General features: G+C 34.2%; 6 protein-coding genes. All 6 read right to left on the bottom strand.

The annotated features are described in order from the left end of the window. Positions 1 to 227 precede the first annotated feature (227 nt). Positions 228 to 2,615: a hypothetical protein gene (locus NNH57_RS21715; RefSeq protein ID WP_254504240.1), complete on the bottom strand. Its 2,388-nt coding sequence runs from the start codon at positions 2,613 to 2,615 to the stop codon at positions 228 to 230. 187 nt (positions 2,616 to 2,802) lie between these two features. Beyond that, complete coding sequence (locus tag NNH57_RS21710; RefSeq protein ID WP_132065991.1) at positions 2,803 to 8,808, bottom strand: hypothetical protein; 6,006 nt, start codon at positions 8,806 to 8,808, stop codon at positions 2,803 to 2,805. Between the two features lie 44 nt (positions 8,809 to 8,852). Further along, positions 8,853 to 10,196 (bottom strand): PKD domain-containing protein, encoded by a 1,344-nt coding sequence (locus NNH57_RS21705; RefSeq protein WP_074406674.1) that lies wholly within the window; start codon positions 10,194 to 10,196, stop codon positions 8,853 to 8,855. 42 nt (positions 10,197 to 10,238) lie between these two features. Then, positions 10,239 to 13,649, bottom strand: coding sequence for a T9SS type A sorting domain-containing protein (locus NNH57_RS21700; protein WP_108807646.1), 3,411 nt, complete (start codon positions 13,647 to 13,649; stop codon positions 10,239 to 10,241). Positions 13,650 to 13,652: 3 nt separating this feature from the next. After that, positions 13,653 to 15,734, bottom strand: a complete 2,082-nt coding sequence (locus tag NNH57_RS21695; protein WP_074406676.1) for a fibronectin type III domain-containing protein — start codon at positions 15,732 to 15,734, stop codon at positions 13,653 to 13,655. Continuing rightward, a complete protein-coding gene (locus NNH57_RS21690; RefSeq protein WP_108807647.1) occupies positions 15,734 to 20,473 on the bottom strand; it encodes a hypothetical protein in 4,740 nt (1,579 codons plus the stop codon). Before NNH57_RS21690 ends, NNH57_RS21695 begins: the two co-directional genes overlap by 1 nt. Positions 20,474 to 20,492: the final 19 nt, after the last annotated feature.

Raw genomic sequence — 20,492 nt, 5'->3', positions numbered from 1 at the left:
ACTATGTGTTATCAGTAAATTAATTATAGTTTATGAGTACAAACTTATCTTCAGTCGTAGAGAAAATGAAGAGTAATTTACATTTTGTGACGAATACCTTTAAATTAGTGACGGTTTTTTAAACTTAGAAATGTATTTCAGTTATATTCTAAATATATTTTATAAAAATGAGTAATTGTTATCTAAGTACAAGGAAATTTCAACATAAGATTAAGACTAGAAGAAAACTATTCTTCTTTTAATAGTTTATGAAATACATCTGCCAATCGTATTTCGATAAACTTTACAATATCTCTTTCTGGTTTCTCATTCTGATACATAGAGAACACTTTTGAGGCATTGCGTCTTTTTAGTGCTTTAATATCTCCTTCTGGATATTCGATATCTTCTGGTTTTAAATCCCATTTTAATAAAGATTGTAAAAGTTCGGTATGTGATTCATATCGCTTCTCTAATACTTTCTGTCTATCCAGGTCTTCCTGGTTTTTTTCTTCGGCACTATTGATTCTTGCACTTAGCAACGTAAACTCATCTCGGATCTGGCGATCAATATCCTGTGCTTCATCAACCAGTTTTAAATAGGATTCATATATTTTCTCATTGTAAAACGCTGCAAAATCAAAATAAAGATTCATCGCCTTAAGGTAACTGATAGCCACCTCCTTGTATACTCGTTTATCTTTTTGTTCGGTTTCTACAAGTTGTTCCCCAAGATCACTTAACTTACCTCGTTTATCTTTGATAAGATGAGCAAAGCCTTCTTTCTCTGGTAGTGCTAATAGCTCTGGAGTGATATCTATAGGGAGTCCTTCATAACGATACTTCCTATAATGAATCTTGATAGAATCATTCGTTTCTCTTGGCTTTTTAGCTTTCTTGGGTTTCTTATTGAAATTAATTTTAGGCTTCTTTAATCCAAATGCATAATTATAACTAAAGGTAGCCGTAAATTCACTTAATTGTCCATTATTACCGCCACTTCTAAATAACTGTACGGCATTAAGATTAAAATTATGTCTCTCTTTTAAAGTATACGTCACTGCTCCTCGTAGATTCGTAACATTTGTTTTAGATGTAAGACTACTAGAACTATTATATCCTGCAGAAAGTCGGGTGTTCAATGTTTTTTTAAAATATCGCTTACCAACACTTACCGTAGGACCCCAAGTCGTTGCTTCTTCTCTGCCAATGGTGTTATAAGTACCATTAACCGATGTACTTATATTTAGGTTCCTTTCTGAAAAATCTATCGTATGACCCAAATTCATATTATGAAAAGTAGAAGCATCTCCAAGTCTTACTACTCCTCCTTGTTCATTTGAAACATCATTAAGTGCATAATTCATTGTGAGATTCTGGCGAGAGGTCTTTTTTCCTGAAAGCACATAGTTGATCGTTAAAGTAGCCGTTTGTGATAATTGCTTGTAATCTAACTCTTCTATCTGTTCATCCAAAAGATCGGCATCATTAATCTCATCAAACTGATTAGGTTTGATATTGGTAAACGTACTAAAGTTAGAGTACATACCAGAAATATTCAACCTATCTGATACAGAAAGGGTTGCATTTAAGGAACCCACCGTACGATTGGTGTTATTGGCTTTTAGGTTATCCAGGTCATCTCTTTGATACCCAATATTAAGAGCTAAGCTTAATCTGTCCTTAAAAAACGTATTAGAGGCATCTAAGGTGATGTTTTCAAAATCATTATTAAAATAATATGCTCCCAGAGTTTCATATCCAGGTTCGATACGTTCGTATCCCAAACCAAGATTTACTCGTCCTACACCATACCCCAAACGGGTTTTTATAGCCGTATAATATTCTGTAGATGCACGGTTATTAAAAATAGTAGCAATCGGAGAGATTTCAGTATTATCAACCTCTTCGGCTCGGGTATCTTTGGTGATTGCCGTAGCAGCATATTCGGCCTGAAGACTAAAACTTCTACCTAATTTAACCTCTCCTTCTATACTTACTACCAGGTTTTCCTGGGGTAATACGCCTTTGGCTTCGGGGATAGAATCAATAGAATTTTGATCATCTTTGGCATAAAAACCTATAACGCCTATTTTATAACGTTCTTTTTCAAAACTCGTTTTTAATCCATATCCCATACGGCTATATGAAGGAATAGTTCTGGCATCTTCATTATCCTCTACAGCTTTTAGTAAACGACCACTCATAGCACTGATTTTGAAGGCTCCTGGGGGAGTAAGATCTATACCACCACCTGTAAACTGATGACCACTTAAAGTATAGGGAGAAAAAGTCATACTTATATTACCAATATGACCGGTAACCCATTTGTATTTAGGATGCAAGCTAATACGATTAAAATCAAAGGGTAATTGATAACCTAAATTATCTCCCTGATTAGAAAAACTATAGGATATTGGTAATGAAAAACTATAAATATTGATATTAAGTGCTCCTTGCAAAAAATAAGTAAAGGGTTCTCTGCTATTATTTTGATTCGAACTGTAATACACACCACTGGCAGAAACCTGGCCACTTACTTTTAGTGGCTTACTCTGAGTGATCGTTTCATAATCCAATGTTTGTGCAATAGATAAAAAAGGGAATACCAAAAACACGAATAACAGCTTATTCAAAAACTTTATTTTACTTGGTGTACTCAAAAATGATTTTATATTAAATTTCCCCACAATTCTCTTATAACATAAATAAGATTATTTTTCTCTCTTTATTAAGTACACTTAACTATTGCTAGTACTTTTTTCATCTTTTATGTTCTTATTAATATCCTTCATAATTTCAATACACTCCCACTTCATATTATCATTCTTCTACTTTAATAAATCTATTTTCACTTGCGTTAAAAACAGCTATTAATGTTTCTACTCCTTCTGAGTCTTGTTTAAACATTCCAGCACCATCATCCGGCGTCTCTAAAGAGGATTTTAATTCAGGAACTCCTAATCTACCATTGTTTCCAGATGTGAGTCCATTTCCTGTATAAGGGTATGGTTGTCCAGCACCTATAGGTATTGCTATGTTTGGTTTTTTTGCTTTGTATCTTATAATTATGCAATAACCATCCGAGAGATTAAATTTCGAACCTTCATAATCAAGTCTCATCCCATGGAAAATATCTTCATAAGTTTTTAGATGTTTAGCATCTTTTGCTCTCGTAATAAAACCTCCTACTTTGGTATAACCTCCTATCTTTAAATATTTATTCAAATCATCTTTAGGGATAACTTTTTGTAGTATTGTATTTTCATCTGGCATGGGTATAGAATTCCTAATCTTCATTATTAAATCCTGATCCTTAGGTTTTAATTGATGAAATTTCATTTTCTGATAGATTTTTTGAAAATTTTCTACACTTATCCCATGTTTATTTACAATTGAAGCTATATCATCAGAAAATCCATTTTTTAAAGAATTAATAACTGATGCATTGTATTTTGCATTATTTGGTACATTACTAGATCTCTCAAACCCAATTTCATTTCCTTTTCTTAAAATTACATACTCTTTATATTTGCCTGCAACTTCTGCTCCATCTGCTTCATCTAGAAATTTTTTCTTAACAAGGATTCCATTTTTATCAATACGAGCTATTTCTTGATTTTTTCCGTTTATTATAGTGGTAATTATTACATCCCCTTTTTTGATTCCAGAAAACTTAATTGGTAACTCTAATTTAGAATCAAATATCTTATTTGCTTCTTCGAGCCCATCAATTAATTTTTGTTTATTAGCAGTAGATCCTTCTACCATAAGAGCCTTTAACCCTTCAAATGATTCTTTTTTATTATAAACAAAGCGATTATGAGTTTTAGCAAGAATCTCCAGGTTTTTACCATCATTTGCAAAACGAACATTCCTAAAAGGTTCTAATATTACCCATGATTTCTCAAGGCTCGCCTTTTTATCAGGTGATGCATTGTCATACAGTCGTTTAATATTTTGATGTTTATTCTCAGGTAAATCAGATAAAACAGTTTTTAACGTTGGAATTCTAATTCCTTCTGAAATCTCAGCAGATTCAATTAGTTTCTTTCTCTTATCTGGGGCGTCTTTATATATTTCAGGATCATTTTTTATTTTATTTGATAACCCCGCCGACGATTCTTTTAATCGTGTTCGTACTACATTTGTTAGTGTTTTTGCTTTTATCGCTGTTTGCACATAGCCAAGATATGTTAATACCTCTTTACAAGTTTCACTCGATTTACAACCTTCTGAGTATTTCAATAAAGTTTCAACTGTAGAAATTCCTAATTTTACATTTTCAAAATTGTTTAGAACAGTTTTTAATGTACCATCATTATAAATATCTGTTAATAATTTCAAGTCAACATTATCACCAATATCACCCGCAATTTTTCTTAAATATTCTAATAGTTTATTTCTATCTGCTGTGGTAATCTTATGTATAAAATTAGGATCTTCATCTAATTTCTTATTCATTTTTCGTGCAAGATCAGCTATTTCTGTACTTCTTTTTCCCAGATCTATAGCCGCGTTTCCTAGCCCCAACACATCACCAAAAACACTTAACATTTGGCAATAATTCATTTCATCTTTGTTATTTGGAGGTTTATTGGCTGTAGGATCTTTGCCGCACGCATCAGAATATTTTAGAATCAAATTCAATGCCCCTACCATGGCATCTACTCCTTGCAACCCATCAACCAAATTATCTAGTTTACCAAGTTGTTTAAGATGCCTTAGCTTGGTGATATTTCCTATACCAGAAAATGTTAAAGCAACTTCAAATGCGAGATTGACACCTTGATCAATATTATTAGTACTATAGTTCTCATCGATAGCCTTAAGAATAAACATTGGAACAGCTACCGATTTTATACTAAAACCTGGCTTTGCTATTTTATCATATTTTGTCAATCGTATGGGAGTATAAATATGATATATTCCAATGTCTTCTTGCTTATACGTTATTTCTTCATTTTGTACTGTTGCTTCAATATCTAAACTATTTTTCACTAATTTAATTGAGGTTTCATCTACAAAATCAACTTCATAAGGACTACTAAAAAAAACACCGTCTTTATCGCTTGTATATGGTACATCATGGACAGGTTTTAATGCAAATTCTGATTTTTTCCAAATATTATATAGAATATTAATAATCTTAGTAAAATTGTCCTTACCTCCCCAATTATCTATATCATCATAAAGTTCTCTAAAAGCACTATTGCCATTAATTTTTCTCGATCGTATTTCTTTAAGAAACTTATCTCCATCAGCTCTTCCCAAGGCTTCTACCACCGCTATTACTGCGTCTTCTTCAGAGACTCCTGTATCGTTTACAGAGCAATTTAATAACCAATCTAAAACCCTCCATAAATGCTCATAATTAAAATTTGTCGTATTATTAGCTACTGTTAAATAATCTGAAGGTATTTCAGAAAAATATGTATCTATATTATCGCAATCAGGATCTCCATAGGCCTCTGAGTTAAAATTATCATTGAGGTACTTAATTATTTGTTTAGAATACTCTGACTTATTAGAAACGACATACTCTTTATCTCTTTCAATTTTTAATGCATTAGAAAACTTTTCTACCTCATCATGATGTTCAAATTTAAAAATATGGTCTTCGTCTTTGGTTTTAAAGTTTAATTCATAATACACTCCTCCAGTAAGATGCTCTTCTATTTCTAAAACTACAGATAGATCATCGCTTATATCGGTTTTAGCTTTTGGAAAAAGATATTCCTTTAACCTTTTCAAACCATTACCATCAGCTCCAGAAGTTCTTCTAGGAATATATATTTCTACATTATTAAAAAGAAGTGCAAATCGTTCTTCTTTGACTTTATCGGTTATTAGTTTTCCTGTACGTTTTATTGGATCCTGAAGTGTTGTTCCTTTCATAACCCCATTTCCTATGTATACGTAGATACCATCTCCTTTCCATCTTCCATAAACTACTTTATCTTTTTTTCCAAAAACAGAGGTACTAAAAGGGTCTAGTGTATTAACCTCTTTCGAATTCTCATACGCATATCTTATAATTTGAAATATTTTATGTAAAGATTCATCATCTCCATCAAATCCCGAAAACAACTCTCCCTCTTCATCATCCTGAAATGGATATAATTTAAAATCAGGGTTATGAATTTGTGCCCAATCTAAATGTGATAATTTTACTCCATTACCATAATCCATAAGCCAATCGGTAGCTCCTTTTGATGTTTTCAACTGTGTGAATGGATGTTCTAATCCAAAAACACCATGGCCGAGTTCATGAGAGATGGTTCCTGCTAAATTACCCTTGCCTTCCTCTTCTTTTGAAAGGTTACCATTAAATATAAATCCAAATTGTCGTTTAATCGGCATAAAGCCAGCAACACCACTTCGGCTAGGTTGTATATTGTTGCCAAACACAAAAAGATAATAGGATTTACGAGAAGTAGTTATGCTTGATTTATACGCCTTAATAATAGCATTTTGATCTTCTGTATAGTTGGTAAAGAAACCACTATCACCCATCTGTACTGTATCACCCCCGTAAAGAGATTTATCTACCTTAAAATCACTAGCAATTGTAAAGTCAATATTAACCGATGCTTTACCAAAGATTGCATTGATTTTTGATGAAAGCTCTGATTTACTTGGTAATGACACTCCATCAACTGGTATGATGGTTACATTAATATCTTTTTTGGATAAATGCCAAAGAGAAAACACACCCGCTATAGTTTGTTGTTTTGTATTATCCTTAGACTGTATAGTAGCGTATATATTTTCATGTTCAAATGCATAATATCCATTAAGTTCTAACGTAATCTCATTACTTCCCGATACTTCATACTTAACATTTTCACCATTAGCTGTTTTAATAACAAGATCTTTAATCGATACGTTACTATCGGTAATAATCACTTTTCCTTTTATCTTATCTGAAGCTCCATTTCCTACTGCCTTATTGATAATAGCATATGGCTTACCTTTTGCATCCTTTATTTGATCGTAATACTTTCCTAATTGTTTTTCCTGTCCATTTGGTATTGCATCAACCCCATAAGCATAACTGTTATCGGCTATAAACTCTACTTTGATACCCTCTGCAGAAAGTTGAGAGACATCCCCATTTTCATCAACTCCAGGAGTGTTTTCTGAATCAATACCACCACCATCTGCCAATGGTTCTCCCTGTCTAATATTGCCATCTTCGTCAACATGGTATACATCGCCATTACTGTCAATAATAACCACATCATCTCCACCAGGGTACTTAGAAATTGCCCCTGTAACGGGATCTGTAACGGTTATGGTACCATCATCATTTACTCTAATATCATTAATCGTTATATCATAATCGAGCTGTACCGCTTCTAGATCATTATCTCCTTCAAAAACCTCTGTCACATCATTAACAGATTCTATTCCTTCCCAGTTTTCATCATAATCTGTAACTACAATCCCCTCTAAAAGTTGATAATCTGTATTAATACTAATATTATCAAAGCTTACTTTTAGCTTGGTATCCTGTAAATACGGAACAACAATATATCCCCATCCTGAAAAAGATCCATTAGTCCCTTTGACCTCTTTTACCGTTACCGGAAAATCTCCTGCTGTAAATACTTCGTTTGTAACTAATCTTTCTAAAGGATCCTGATTGGTAATAACAATCTCGGGCGTAATACCACAGTTATAAGTTGATTCTTTATCATCTGCCAGTATGGTAGTAAACTCATAGATTTGAGAATAGGTAAACGGTCCATTATCCAGGCATTGTCCTCCAACTCTAAACTCATAGGTTGTTCCCGGTTCCAGATTATAAATAGTTGTATACTCATTAATAGTGCCTCCTTCAAACCAAATCGCATTTTCTGTATCCTTCTTACGATATTGCACATTATATCTCAAGTGATCTACACCTTGCCATAAAATCTTTTCGCTAGTTGTATTTTTTGCTTCTGCCAATATATATTCTGGCTCTGCACATTTACCGGTATAGGTAAAGTAATAAATTTCACTATACCCATCATTTTTAAACACCGATGTTTCACTAATCCCGTCGCTTACCATGGCCCGTACTCTCCACCCATAAGTTTTATCGGGTAGTAAAGAAGTTTCTGCAGGACCATATAACAAAGTAGTAGCAAAAGTATTGGTTTGATACAATGGACGACTTGCCAAAAATGCAGCTTGCGGATCCATTTGATTATCCCATATCTCTGCTAATGTAAACTCATATTCTACATTTGTTGCATTAAGGTGGCGCGGAGTCCACTGAAAAATGACATTTTGAGGTTCTCTCATTAATACTTGTTCTCCTCGATTAGGTAGATTTAAAAATGGAGGATCATTAAGAACTAAATAAACCGTAGCACAGCTTTTACGAGAAATCTGTTGCCCAGATTGTGCATCATATACTTCAAAACAAAAGCGATACAAGCCTTCTGATAAAGGCACACTATATTGTTGAGGGTTAATTCCTATTAAATTCTGAAGTGCAAAATAAGGCTGTAGATCTATATTGGTTAATCGCAACGGTACTCCACCGTCCAGGAAAATCGGATTAGCACCGATCACTACATCATTACTTTGGATAGACAAACCTGCATTATTCTCTACAAAGAATTTTAAACGCACTTGTCTATTCGATTCTGTTATATCGGTTAGTAGTAAATTAAGTATTAATTTATCTGATGAAGCTGTATTATACTCTGATAGTTTTAAACTATATGGGGGTATTATTTGAGGAGTAACATTTACCGGAAAAACCTGTGCTTGTAATGCACAAGAAAACAGAAACATTACTAGTAAAATATAATATGTGCGTGTTTTAAGCATAGCTGAATCCTTTATCCTATTTATTATACTTATACTCATTTTAATTACTCTTTTTGAACCTTAATATCCACCAGTATGTAAGAATTCTGTCCATCCTCTACAAAGCTCTTAATCTTAATAGCTCCTTTCTTTCCTTCCTCAGTTTGAAAAAGAACAATTCTTGGTACTGTTGTATTATCAAAATCTTGTAACCCTCCCGGAGTTTCAGTTATCACCAGGTTTTTTAACAATGTATCATCCTGCATAGCATCAAACTGTGATGGTGTTAATGAAGCAGAACAATTGCACAGTTCTTGAGAATTAATAAAAATGGTGTTTTTAGGGCCTTGTAATTCATCAAAAGTAGTTCCTGATAATTGATCAGGGCTTACAAATCGATTACGATTAAAAGTGTTGCTTAAACCAAAGAAAACCAAATCAACATCTTGTTCAACGCCTGGTGTTATCTCATTAGCAGTAAATAGTGTACGCTTTGCTATGGTATAAAAACTCCCTCTTGTATTGGCCGTATGTGCTGTATTAATCCCAAACCTAATATCATTTAATTCTCTAAGATTTGTGTTTTTAAAAAATTCAACCTGTTTACTGATAGTCTTTGTTTCTTTTCCGTTAAAGGCTGTTAAACTAATAGTTTGAATCCCTTCTTGAGTAAATGTTATCTCTGGATTTTCTTCTGCGGAAGAAGAAGAAACGGTTCCTTCAAAGGTCCATTGATATGAGGTAGCGCTAATTGAATTATTCTGAAATTGTACACGAGCGGGTATTTGATAATCATCGTCATCAAAAGCTATCTGATACTCGAAATCTGATACCAAAAACGGAGCAACAGTAATCGTTTTTTGTAAATCATATGTTTCTCGCCCGTTACCAATTTCTAATTTAATCACATGATCTCCGGGCTCTGTGAATACTATTTCTCCCGGATCACGGTCGGTAGAGCTTGCCGGAATTCCTCCTTCAAAAGTCCAGGAAAAACTATCTGCTCCAGAAGAGTTATTTTGTATTGTATAACTAGCCGGAGAGAAATTATCTATCAGATTTGTGATTTCAAAATCTACAACCACCGGATCATCAATTTGTATTTCTAAAGTTTTTGTACCTTGAGATCCATCCTGATTCGTTGCGGTAAGCTCAATAGTATACACTCCTTTTGCATCATACTGTATAACTCCCGGATTTCGATTTACCGACCTGGAAGGCACTCCTCCTTCAAAAGTCCACTCATAATCTTCCCCGCCTTTTGTTCTATTAAAAAAAACAACCTGAACTGGAATTGAAAAATCATCATTAAAAACTTCAAATTCGAAATCAGCAATGACAGGTATTGCCTCTTCTTTGGCGCAACCAAAAAGGCAAAGTATAGATAGTATGTATATTATTCTATTCATATTATAAAAACATATCAAAAGACTCTTTATACTAAAAAAGACTTACTCAAACACTAGTTTACGGGTTTCTGATCCCTTAGGAGTTTCTAATAACATCAAATACACACCTGTTGGTAGTGTAAGAGAATAGTCTAGTAGGAAATCAAGATTATTTTTTTCTACACGTTCGTGCATTGTAGCACCCGACATCAGGTTTACTATTTTTAAAGTGATATTAGATTCTTCTGCCAAACTGATCTTTGTTTTAAAAGAGCCTCCGTTAGGGTTAGGGTACACAATAAATTCTTCTATAAATTCTCCTTGAGAAGTAAATTGTTCTGGAGCTTCTATAGCCGGCTGAACCAAGATAGTTTTTGTAAAATCCTGATAGCAATCCATTTGATACGATCTTAAATTAATATCGTAAGGACCTTCTTTCTCAAACTTGAGTATTAATTTTTCCTTGCTTTCTAAAACAACTTCTACTCCTTCAGGAATTGTCCATTCTACAGTTTCGCCTATAGGTTCACTTACATTAACTAATATCACTTCTTCATCGGTATATGCTTGTGTTGTAATTAAGAAATCAGAATCTATTGGAGTATCAAAAACCTCTACTTCTATAGCTCCTATTCCCACACATCCCAGACTACTGGTAATTGTAGCAACATATCTTCCTGCTTTGGTAAGCTCTACAGTACTTTCTGAACTTGTAAATCCATTTTCACTAAACCATGAGTAGGTTGCTCCCAGGTCATCGATCGCAATATCAAGGATAAGTGATTGGTCATTACAAAGCGAACGTTTTTCCTCCATATTCACTATAATAGGATCGGGGTCAACTAGCTTTTCTTCATAAAATGCTTTACATCCTTTATTATCTGTTACTTCTATTCTATACGTTCCAGAAGGCAATCCATTAATAAGTGTAGAGGTACTACCTGTACTCCATGTATAATTATATGGTGGATTCCCCCCCTTAATCTCTACCTCGATTTGCCCATCATTACCTTCAAAACATGTTGGAGATATTACTGATATAGGGTTTATTTCAAGTCCGCCAGGCTGATCGATTTTTACACTTCCTTCTATTTGACAGCCTTTAGCGTCTGTAACAAAAATCAAATATGTTCCTGCTATAAGATTGGTTATGGTTGGAGTAGTTTCTCCATTACTCCACTCATATGTATATGGTGGTGTTCCTCCAACAACAAAAGTCGTTGCCTCTGCATCGTCTCCATTAGCACATGTGACAACAGTATTGGTAAAAGAAATTCCTAGTTTATCCGGCTGTGTTAAATATTTTGTGCTATCAATTGCCTGAACTAACCTATATTGTCGGGTACCATCTACATCTGTATAGGCTTCATAAGTCCCTAATACAATACCATTTTTATCTTCTACATTTAGTGCATACATACCTACACTCTGATTCTCTATAATACTATCATTCACAGCAATATTTTGCCAAACTCCTCCTACATTCTTTTTCCAACGATAACAATACGGCATAAAATTAGCCCTACATTCCCCGGGATTGGCAATAGTATTATCAAATTTCACGCCTCCCTTTGCATGTACCACTAATGCTCCATCCTGAAATTGATCTGGAATTCCCAGAGGGGTATTAAAATCGATGCCATCACTATATTCGTTATCAATATTACACGAGATAGGATTATATATTTCTATGGTTACTTCAAGTGGTTCGGGTTGTTCCAGATTATATTCAATATTGGTAAAGAAACATCCATCTTTGTAAGTGGCATCATTATAGTTGGCATCTCTTGCACTTAAATTATAGACTCCTTCGCCTATCGAATGTAATATCACTTGATATCCCTGATTTCCCGGTAATACACTTGTTGTGGTAGTAGTTAATACATTTCCGGTATCATCTTTCCATTCAAAAGTATAGCTATCATCATTTAAGGCGGTTCCTCCAAAAATGCGAACTTTAAAAAACCCATCTAAAAAACCGTAGGCGGTTGGCTCTTTATATTCTAATAATTCTACCTGTAATGGTTCATCTGGTTCTTCTATGATTTCAGACTCTACTATATCGTCTCCCAGTCTTATTTCTCCTGCTACATTTATTTGTTCTCGAGCAACACAATATACACTTCCTCCTCTAACCCTTTTACGCACCTGCACTTCATAAGTAACCGATTTTAAACCTGTTATGTCATGAGTACTAGTATTTGCAAAAGGAAGCCATGTAAAAGAGGACGTTCCTGCTTCTTTTATAGCAAATTCATAATTACCGGTACCACCTCCTGCTGCACTTAGATGTATTTCTCCATCGGTATTATTATTAATGTCTGTATCACCATCATTACACCATACATCTACGATTTCTGTAACTTCAAAAGAAACCGGGGTAGGTTTACCTATATTTACAACAGCCGTATGGCTTGCATCTCCTGTGTAATACACAAATCCGTTATACCCTCCTATCATATCTAATTTAAAACCGGCAGTACTAGGTGGAAGCCCGGTTAAAGTATAGCTGTTAGATCCATCAAACGAAATATTAGAATATGATTCTACAGCAGCATAAATTGTATTACCATCTGGATCAGTTCCTATTGGTCTTGACATATCGCTTACAGCTATTCCCAAATTATCTCCTGGTTCTAATGCTCTGTCAAAAGTTACTCTTACTTCACCATCAATACTATCATAACAACTAACATCTGTTATTGTTGGAGGAGAAACAATATGAGGTGCAGATCTTCGTAATCTAAAACTAATAATATTCTCTGATGGTTTATCTACACAAGGTAAAATCCTAAAATAAATATTCTGTCCTATTGCTGATTTTGGTAAAAAATCCTGCGGTATTGCTCTAAATACATTAGGTGTTGCGGGTAATGGAATATTTTGCCATGAACCATTAGGATTAACAGCTCCAGGGGATAATTGGTATTGCCATTTATAAACTCCGGTATTAAATCCGGCAGTTGAAGTTACTTCAAACGAGTCTTCATATCCAATAATATCAGAAACTGCAGAAGTATTTAATGTAATAATTGGTCTTACATTTATGATAGCATTTCCTGGTACAGCAGATGGAGTTGGTAAAAACTCGCTAAAATTATAATCTCTATAATAACACCCTGTAATATTTATATCTCCATTTCTTCGTTTAGATTTACAGTTACCTATCGAGTTTCTTCTTCTTTTATTGGTATGAAAACGTAGGTGTACAATTTTATTACTCTCATTAAATATAACCGGAGTCATTACAAGAGGTTTATTCTCATACACTCCCGGCTCAAAAATTCTTGTTTTCGTTCCGTTTTGGTATGTTGCTTCTATATATTGTAATCCTTTAGAACCAGAACCACAACTTGTTCCGGGGCTACCATCTCCTACATATCCACCTATTGTAAGTTCATAACTTTGAGCTATACCCGAGGTTCCTAATAATAAGAAAAAGGTCATAAAAAATAAATAAGCTATCTTTTTCATCTCTTAATATTTTATTTTAATTGTTTCCATAGAAGCATAGCCTCCTGCTTTTAGGAAAGGTTTTATGTGATATACATAGGTATTGTTAGGAGAAATATTAGTGTCTATCAAATTTGTTTTTGATGACAAAAGTTGCTTCCACAATACTGGTGTTTCATTCTCTTTTGATTTATAAATCAATACTTCCTGTACTTCTTTGGTAGTTACGCGCCATGACAAACTAATTTTTTTACTTACCCTATCTACTGTTCCCGAAAATCCTTTAATTACTTTATCTAAATCAACATTCTTAACAATAACAGTAATCGGTACAGAAGGTGCCGATACTAATCCGCTATCATCTTGAGCGAAAATAGCGTACCGGTATTTTTGATTAGATTTTAACTTTGTATCGGTATATGAGTTTATGGTATCTGTTTCAAATAATAATTGCCATCCTTTATCAGCTTCCTTTGTATTTTGGCGATACAATTGATGATAGCTAACATCATCACTAGAACTATTGATCCATTTTACAAATACTCCTTTATCGATTACTTTATATTCTTCGAATACCGGGGAAGATGGAGGGACAACATCTGGTTTTTTTAGGGTAAGTTTTTCTGAATACTCAGACATATTAAAACGTTGATCTACAGCAACAACCTGATAATACACTTTTTTATTTAGCGACTTTACCTGAACTGTATCCTGAAACGATGTGCTTTCTATAGGAGAAATTGTTATTTGGGTTACTTCTTCATTTTTCAAGTTTCCTCTAAATATACGATACCCCAACATGTCCTTTTCTGTATTTGCCTGCCACTTTATTTGCACTACTCCCAAACTATCTACCGTACCTACTAATCCAATAGGTGTTGATGGAGGAATACTATCTATAGTTTGAACAAATGCACTTAATGACGTGCTTTTTTGGTTATTCTGACCATGAGCTGTAATCTTAAAATAATTTGAAGGTTCTGGTTGTCTGAATGTAGTTTTACGGGCACTTGGACTAATGTTGGATAGTACCGCTTTATACGGACCAGCTTCCTGAGCTGCCCAATTCAATTCAAAACTTGTAATCTCATGTTCAGCTTCTTTTAAAAAATCCCATGTTAAAACTATATTTCCCTCTGCATCAAACTCATGTCTTAAAATATGTGGAGTTGCAGCTAATTTTTTAACTCCTTTAGCCGAAACAATTTTGGATGCCGGACTTTCTTCTCCAAATGGTGAAATCCCAATTACCCGATAGTGATATCTTTTATTATTTTGTGATATGGTATCCACATAAAACATTCGTTTTGCAGGATGATCAGGTTTATCATTAAGGTTAACCAAAGGTATATCTCCAAGCCTATTAAAATCTGAACCATTTTCTGAGCGTTCTACAAAATAAGAAGTAAAAACACTCTTAAACATCTCATATTCCCAGGTTAATAAAATACTTTTATCATCGGGAACAGCAATAAGGTCTATTGGAGATGGTAAAGGTTCTGAGTGTACTGTATTAACAATAACCGAGCTTGATATCTCTTTACTATTTTTTGTTTTCGGAATTCTACTTTTTATACGATATAAATACTCTTCTCCTGCGGTTATTGTCTCATCAACATATCCTAAAGCTGCCATTTGAGCACCTTCAAAATTCATATCCGCAGCATATAACGAAAATGAATATCGCTGTTCTATCTCTGCAGATTTATTAATGATCTGAGCTACTCCTCCCTCCTGCATGTCTTCTACCTGAAAACCTTCACCGTATATAGCTTGAGCAATAATAGCTGCGTAATCATTTTTATGAACTATATCTTCCCATTCTTCTACAGGTCTGGGGCGAATAGAATCTTGCAAAACAACTCTTTCATATGGTGGTGTTAAGAGTTTTCCTTGTTTTTTGACTGTAAATCTCTCTAAAAGATATCCATATTTATTCCCTTTTAACCATACTCCAGCAGCAGTTGGTGCCCATCGCAATAGAACTTTACTATTTTGAAACCTGGCAATGATCTGAACTTCATTTTGAGAAGTATCTTCATTTCCCTGGCTATAACCCAAACTAGTTATTCCAAAAAATACTATTATGTATAAAAGCCTTTTCATTAACGTATTTTCATTGGGTTTTTAAATTTGTAATATGCACTACTTCCTGTTATTCCGCCAGGAAGCTTATAGGTAAGTTTTACATTATAATTTCCATATCTCATAAATAGATATTCGCTATCCAATATTTGTAGTGCAGGATCATTAGCAGGAATAACTCCATCTACATAATCATTCATCACTTTATTTCTTACATCTAAATAATCAACTTTATATACTTCTGGTAAATTATATCGATATGGGAAATTAATCGCTCTCCAATTTAGATCTACCCCGTGTTCTAGGCTAGTAAGATAATTTGAACTAATGGGGAGGGCTCTTTTGGGTATAAATCCTAAGATCGATGGGTCTCTGCTAATCGTATACTTTTTACTTATTCCATAATATCGATATAATATAGGGTCTATATCTTCTATCAAATACTCATCTTTTAATGTCGATTCTACTACTACCAAAGATTTCTTTTCTGAATATTTATTTCCTCTAAGTTCTACGATATCAAAACCTTCATGATTTTTTATCTTAGACGTTAAGTATACTACATCAGAAGTAATTTTTCCCCAATCATTATCTGTAACACTTATATCTTTCACTTTTGCAGCAAAGGTTTTATACTCACTTGATTTAAATTCATAACTCAGTCTTTCTATTTCTCCTTCTTTTATGACATTTTGAGCATTGTTTTTTCGAATTTCGAGAGTATTATTTTCGCCTAAATCTTTGGTCTCTGTAGTGGTTTCATCTTGGTTCGAATCTTTTGAAGATTTGGTAGTACTTACTATAGTCATTAAATACTTAGTCTCTTTACTGGTTTTTGGTATAGTATAGCTTACCTTATTTCCAGAATTATTATAGTTAAAAGCAGACTCTTCTATTCTTCCGTTATCATCTATATATTTTACTATACTTTGCCATTGCGTGTTATCAAAGAGATAATCTTGTCCTCGTTGTAATTGTATATATCCGGTATTATATTCTCCAGAATAGAATAATTGTTGATCTACTACGGGATAGGAATATTGTATATTATGTAAAGGAATATGGTCTGGGGCTGTACCTGTTGTAAAATTTCTCTCTTCGATCTCAATCACTTTCTGACCATCTTCTAAAATAGTTTGAAAGACTCCATCTATTTTTTCCTGAAAGCTTACTTCTACAGTAGCTTTTAATTTAGTTGCCGGAGGCAAAATATCATCAGAGATAAATGTTGCTCTATCATTCATGTACCCCCACTCTAATCCACCTATAATCTCTTTTTCGGTTTCATCTACAACGGTAAACCTTTCTAGAATAACTTTATATGTTTTATCGCCATCATCCTCAGGAATTACAATAGGTTGATTTACTTTCATTGCAAATGTTGCTTGTGGAGCTGCAAAAACATCGACATCATTATCCCCATCTTTGGGAGTAAGATCTGTAATCATTTTTATACCTCCTAATGGTGCGGCATCTTCAAACTCACATTCTTTACCTAATGTAATTTTAAATCGATAGCTTCCTTTTACCAAACCTCCGAGTAAATCAAAATACCCTCCTGCATACCCTCGCATCCAAAACGGATTTGGACCTTTGGCTTGCATTAGTATTGCTGTTCCTCCTTTTATAATCGGAATCTTTTTCTTTATAAAAAATAATTTGATTCGAATTCCGAGTTCTCCTTGCAAATATGCATATGCTTGTCCGTTAGCATACCATCCATTAATCCCAACTTCATCACCTGTATTTACACAGCGAGCGTCTCCATAATCCTTAAGCATGATATCGAATCCTAAACCAGCCTGAAAACGTGCATAAAAAATAAGGAATCGTAGATCTCCGGTATCTAGTTTAAAATCACTTCCAAAGGCAAAACCTCTACCATCTCCCAATGCATTTTCGTCTCGCATATAGTCTAAAACTTCTGCTTCTACTCCAAGTATCTGGGCTACCTCGGGTGGTGGTGGTGGGCTACCTGGTATTCGATCTCCAGTCATAAAATACCCTCCCGTTTCCATAGAAAGAGGACCTATTCCCATTTTTAGACCTAATCTATCCGTTGGTGTCCCCATATGAACATACCATTCATCTGGTGATATATGTACAACCCCCCATCCGGCACGACCTCTGGATGCTCTTCCTACAATAACACTACCTACATTAACATATAGATCTAGTGTAGCATGAAATGACTTGTTCACAAAATCAAGTTCCATGGCTAATTTTGCACTAATTGCTACTTCTCCTACAATTTCTTCAGGATATTCTTCTGTTGCTTTATCCATGAATGTTTTGCCTGCTTTGGTGTCCATAATGCCATTTACCATTTCATTATCTACCATTCCACTAAGCTTTTCTGAAAGTTTTGCTACAGGGTTTTCAAAACTAAATGCTTTCATGGCTTGTGCTTCTCCATAAAACCCAAGTCGATTTACACCTCCGCTTTTATTAAACTCTATTTCAAAACCGGCACTTACTGCAATTGCGCTTTCATCTCCGATTGCTGCAAAAACAGCTGCTTTTACCCCCAATCGTGTAGATTCATCAGGAATATAAGAAAGCCCAGAAGGTGAGAAATCAGGGCCTGCATTAGGTCTTCTACTCATTCTATAGAATGCACCACCGGCAAACCCATTTATTTGAAACGGTCCAGCTTGTATTTTTAAACCTTTTATCGCAGCATCAACATACCAATATCTAAATTCATTTTTTCCAAAAATCGCTTTACAGCTCAGTGGCCCAAAACTACCAAACGTACCAGTGATTTCTGCAGAAAAACCATCTCCATACACCGGATCATTATCCATTAACAGTAAAGAGCCTTCTAATTGTATAGCCCCCATATCTGCTACAAGATGAATTTCTGAAATGTCTAACCTGTCGTATTTCCATCGTTGCTTATACTCTTCTTCTTCAAACTTTCCGAAAATTCCTAAACGAGCATCGGCAGCAAACCCTTTTCCCATCAGATTTACCTTCAGGTCAAATTCAATTCCTGCTTCATACTCATTTGAAGTAAAAGCAATATCAGCTATCGATACAGGAAAACTGCTTAGCTTCACTTCATCTTTATATCCAAAATAATCTACTTTTATAATTGGTGATGTTGTCTGAAGTACTAAATTTTGAAATTCGATTCCTTTAAATTGAACGGTATTGTCTTCATCGATTTTATTTCCTTCATTAGCCAATGATTCTTTTTGGCTTGCAGAAATAGCCATTCTTCCATTAAGAATAGCTTTGGGCAAAAAAGAGCCATCTTCAACCTTTAATTCTACAGCAGAATTAGGTAATAATTCTGCTTTGGCCTGAAATACATCAAATTGTAATGTATCTAAAGTAGAAACAACAAGACCATATTCTTCTTCTGATATAATTCCTTTATATCCCAATCCCATTTTCTCATTACTATTCTGTTCTTGTCCTTTATCAGAAATAGGGAGTAAGATACGGCCACTAAAATCTGCTCCTATTAATCTATTCGAAGCCAGCTCAATACCAATCTTATCAACAGAGAAAGCCCATGCCTTAGATTCTGATGTTCTTCCTGATTCTAAAGGGATAATATTTTCTGCAGCAAATTGACCAGAAACCCCGTAACTATCAATGAGTAAATTAGCAGCTTCAAAACGTACTCTCTCGTTTTTAGAAATACTTTCCTTTGTTTTAAATTCTTTTGGAAGTACTACTTCTAGTGACTCAACAAATACTCCTCGCCATGCTTCTTCACTGGGTAATAAAAGTCCTTTTTCGTAATAGTGATTTGGAAAAGTAACATTTTCTGTTCTTAGGTCACTAAAATCAAATACTGCTTTGTTTAGCGAAAACATAAATTTGTCTTTCTGATTGGTCAGAACAAATGGTGTAATTCCGATCTCTACGATCAGATCATTCCAATTTGACGCTACTGCTTTAAAATTTCCGTGTACTCTATTCGGTATCTGCCTAATTTTATTATCTGCACCAGTATATGATCTCGTTTCTTCTAAAAGTTTTCCTTTCTCATCAACCGGAAGTAACATATTACGAGAAAATTGAACTTCTCCATCCAATCTCATTTCTTTTACTCCGTCGCAATTAATCGTTACAAATGTTTTGTTTTGGGTATCTCCGGTTTTAAAATCAAACCCTCCTTTTAAAGACAGTAGCCAATTACCACCATTAAAAGGTATAAACACATCTCCAAGTAATACCAAATTAGCATCACCCATTAATCCACCCTGGTGTGAAAGTTTTACATTATTAGCTCCAAAAAAAATCTCTAAAGGATCTCCTTTTTCGTCTGTCTGAGGAAGAATAACCCTAACAAAAACAGTGAGTTCTGTATATTCCTTATTAAATCTGGCTTTAGTAAAACCAAGCTGGTATTCGACTTCGTTTGCTATGTATTTTACTCCAACAGGTAATGTTTGTATATCTTCATTACTAAATGATGTTACCCATTTCCCTTCTTTATCTATTTCTTCAAAACCAACTTTAGCATCTTCTTTCCCTTGATTAACTAATTCTCCTGGAGCATTATATTCTTTCTTGATATTACTAAATGTAAATTCTGGAGCATAGGAGATGTCTATCGTATTTTTTAGAGGGAATTTTTTATCCAGTTCGGGGAATTTAACAAACTTAGAAATTGCTGTATTTTCTGTTACTACTTTTTCTCTTTTATCTGTTTTAACGGTAAGTGAATCTTTTCCATTACTAAAAGGATATAGTACTGTAGGGACTATCAAAGATAAGATTAGAAGTACTTTTATTTTCATAAGAATAATAAAAAGTGGT

Origin of the sequence: Aquimarina spinulae (assembly GCF_943373825.1) — a bacterium.
Classification (GTDB): domain Bacteria; phylum Bacteroidota; class Bacteroidia; order Flavobacteriales; family Flavobacteriaceae; genus Aquimarina; species Aquimarina spinulae.
The sequence above is the reverse complement of the archived record's forward strand: the minus strand, read 5'-3'. Positions and strand labels throughout refer to the sequence as shown.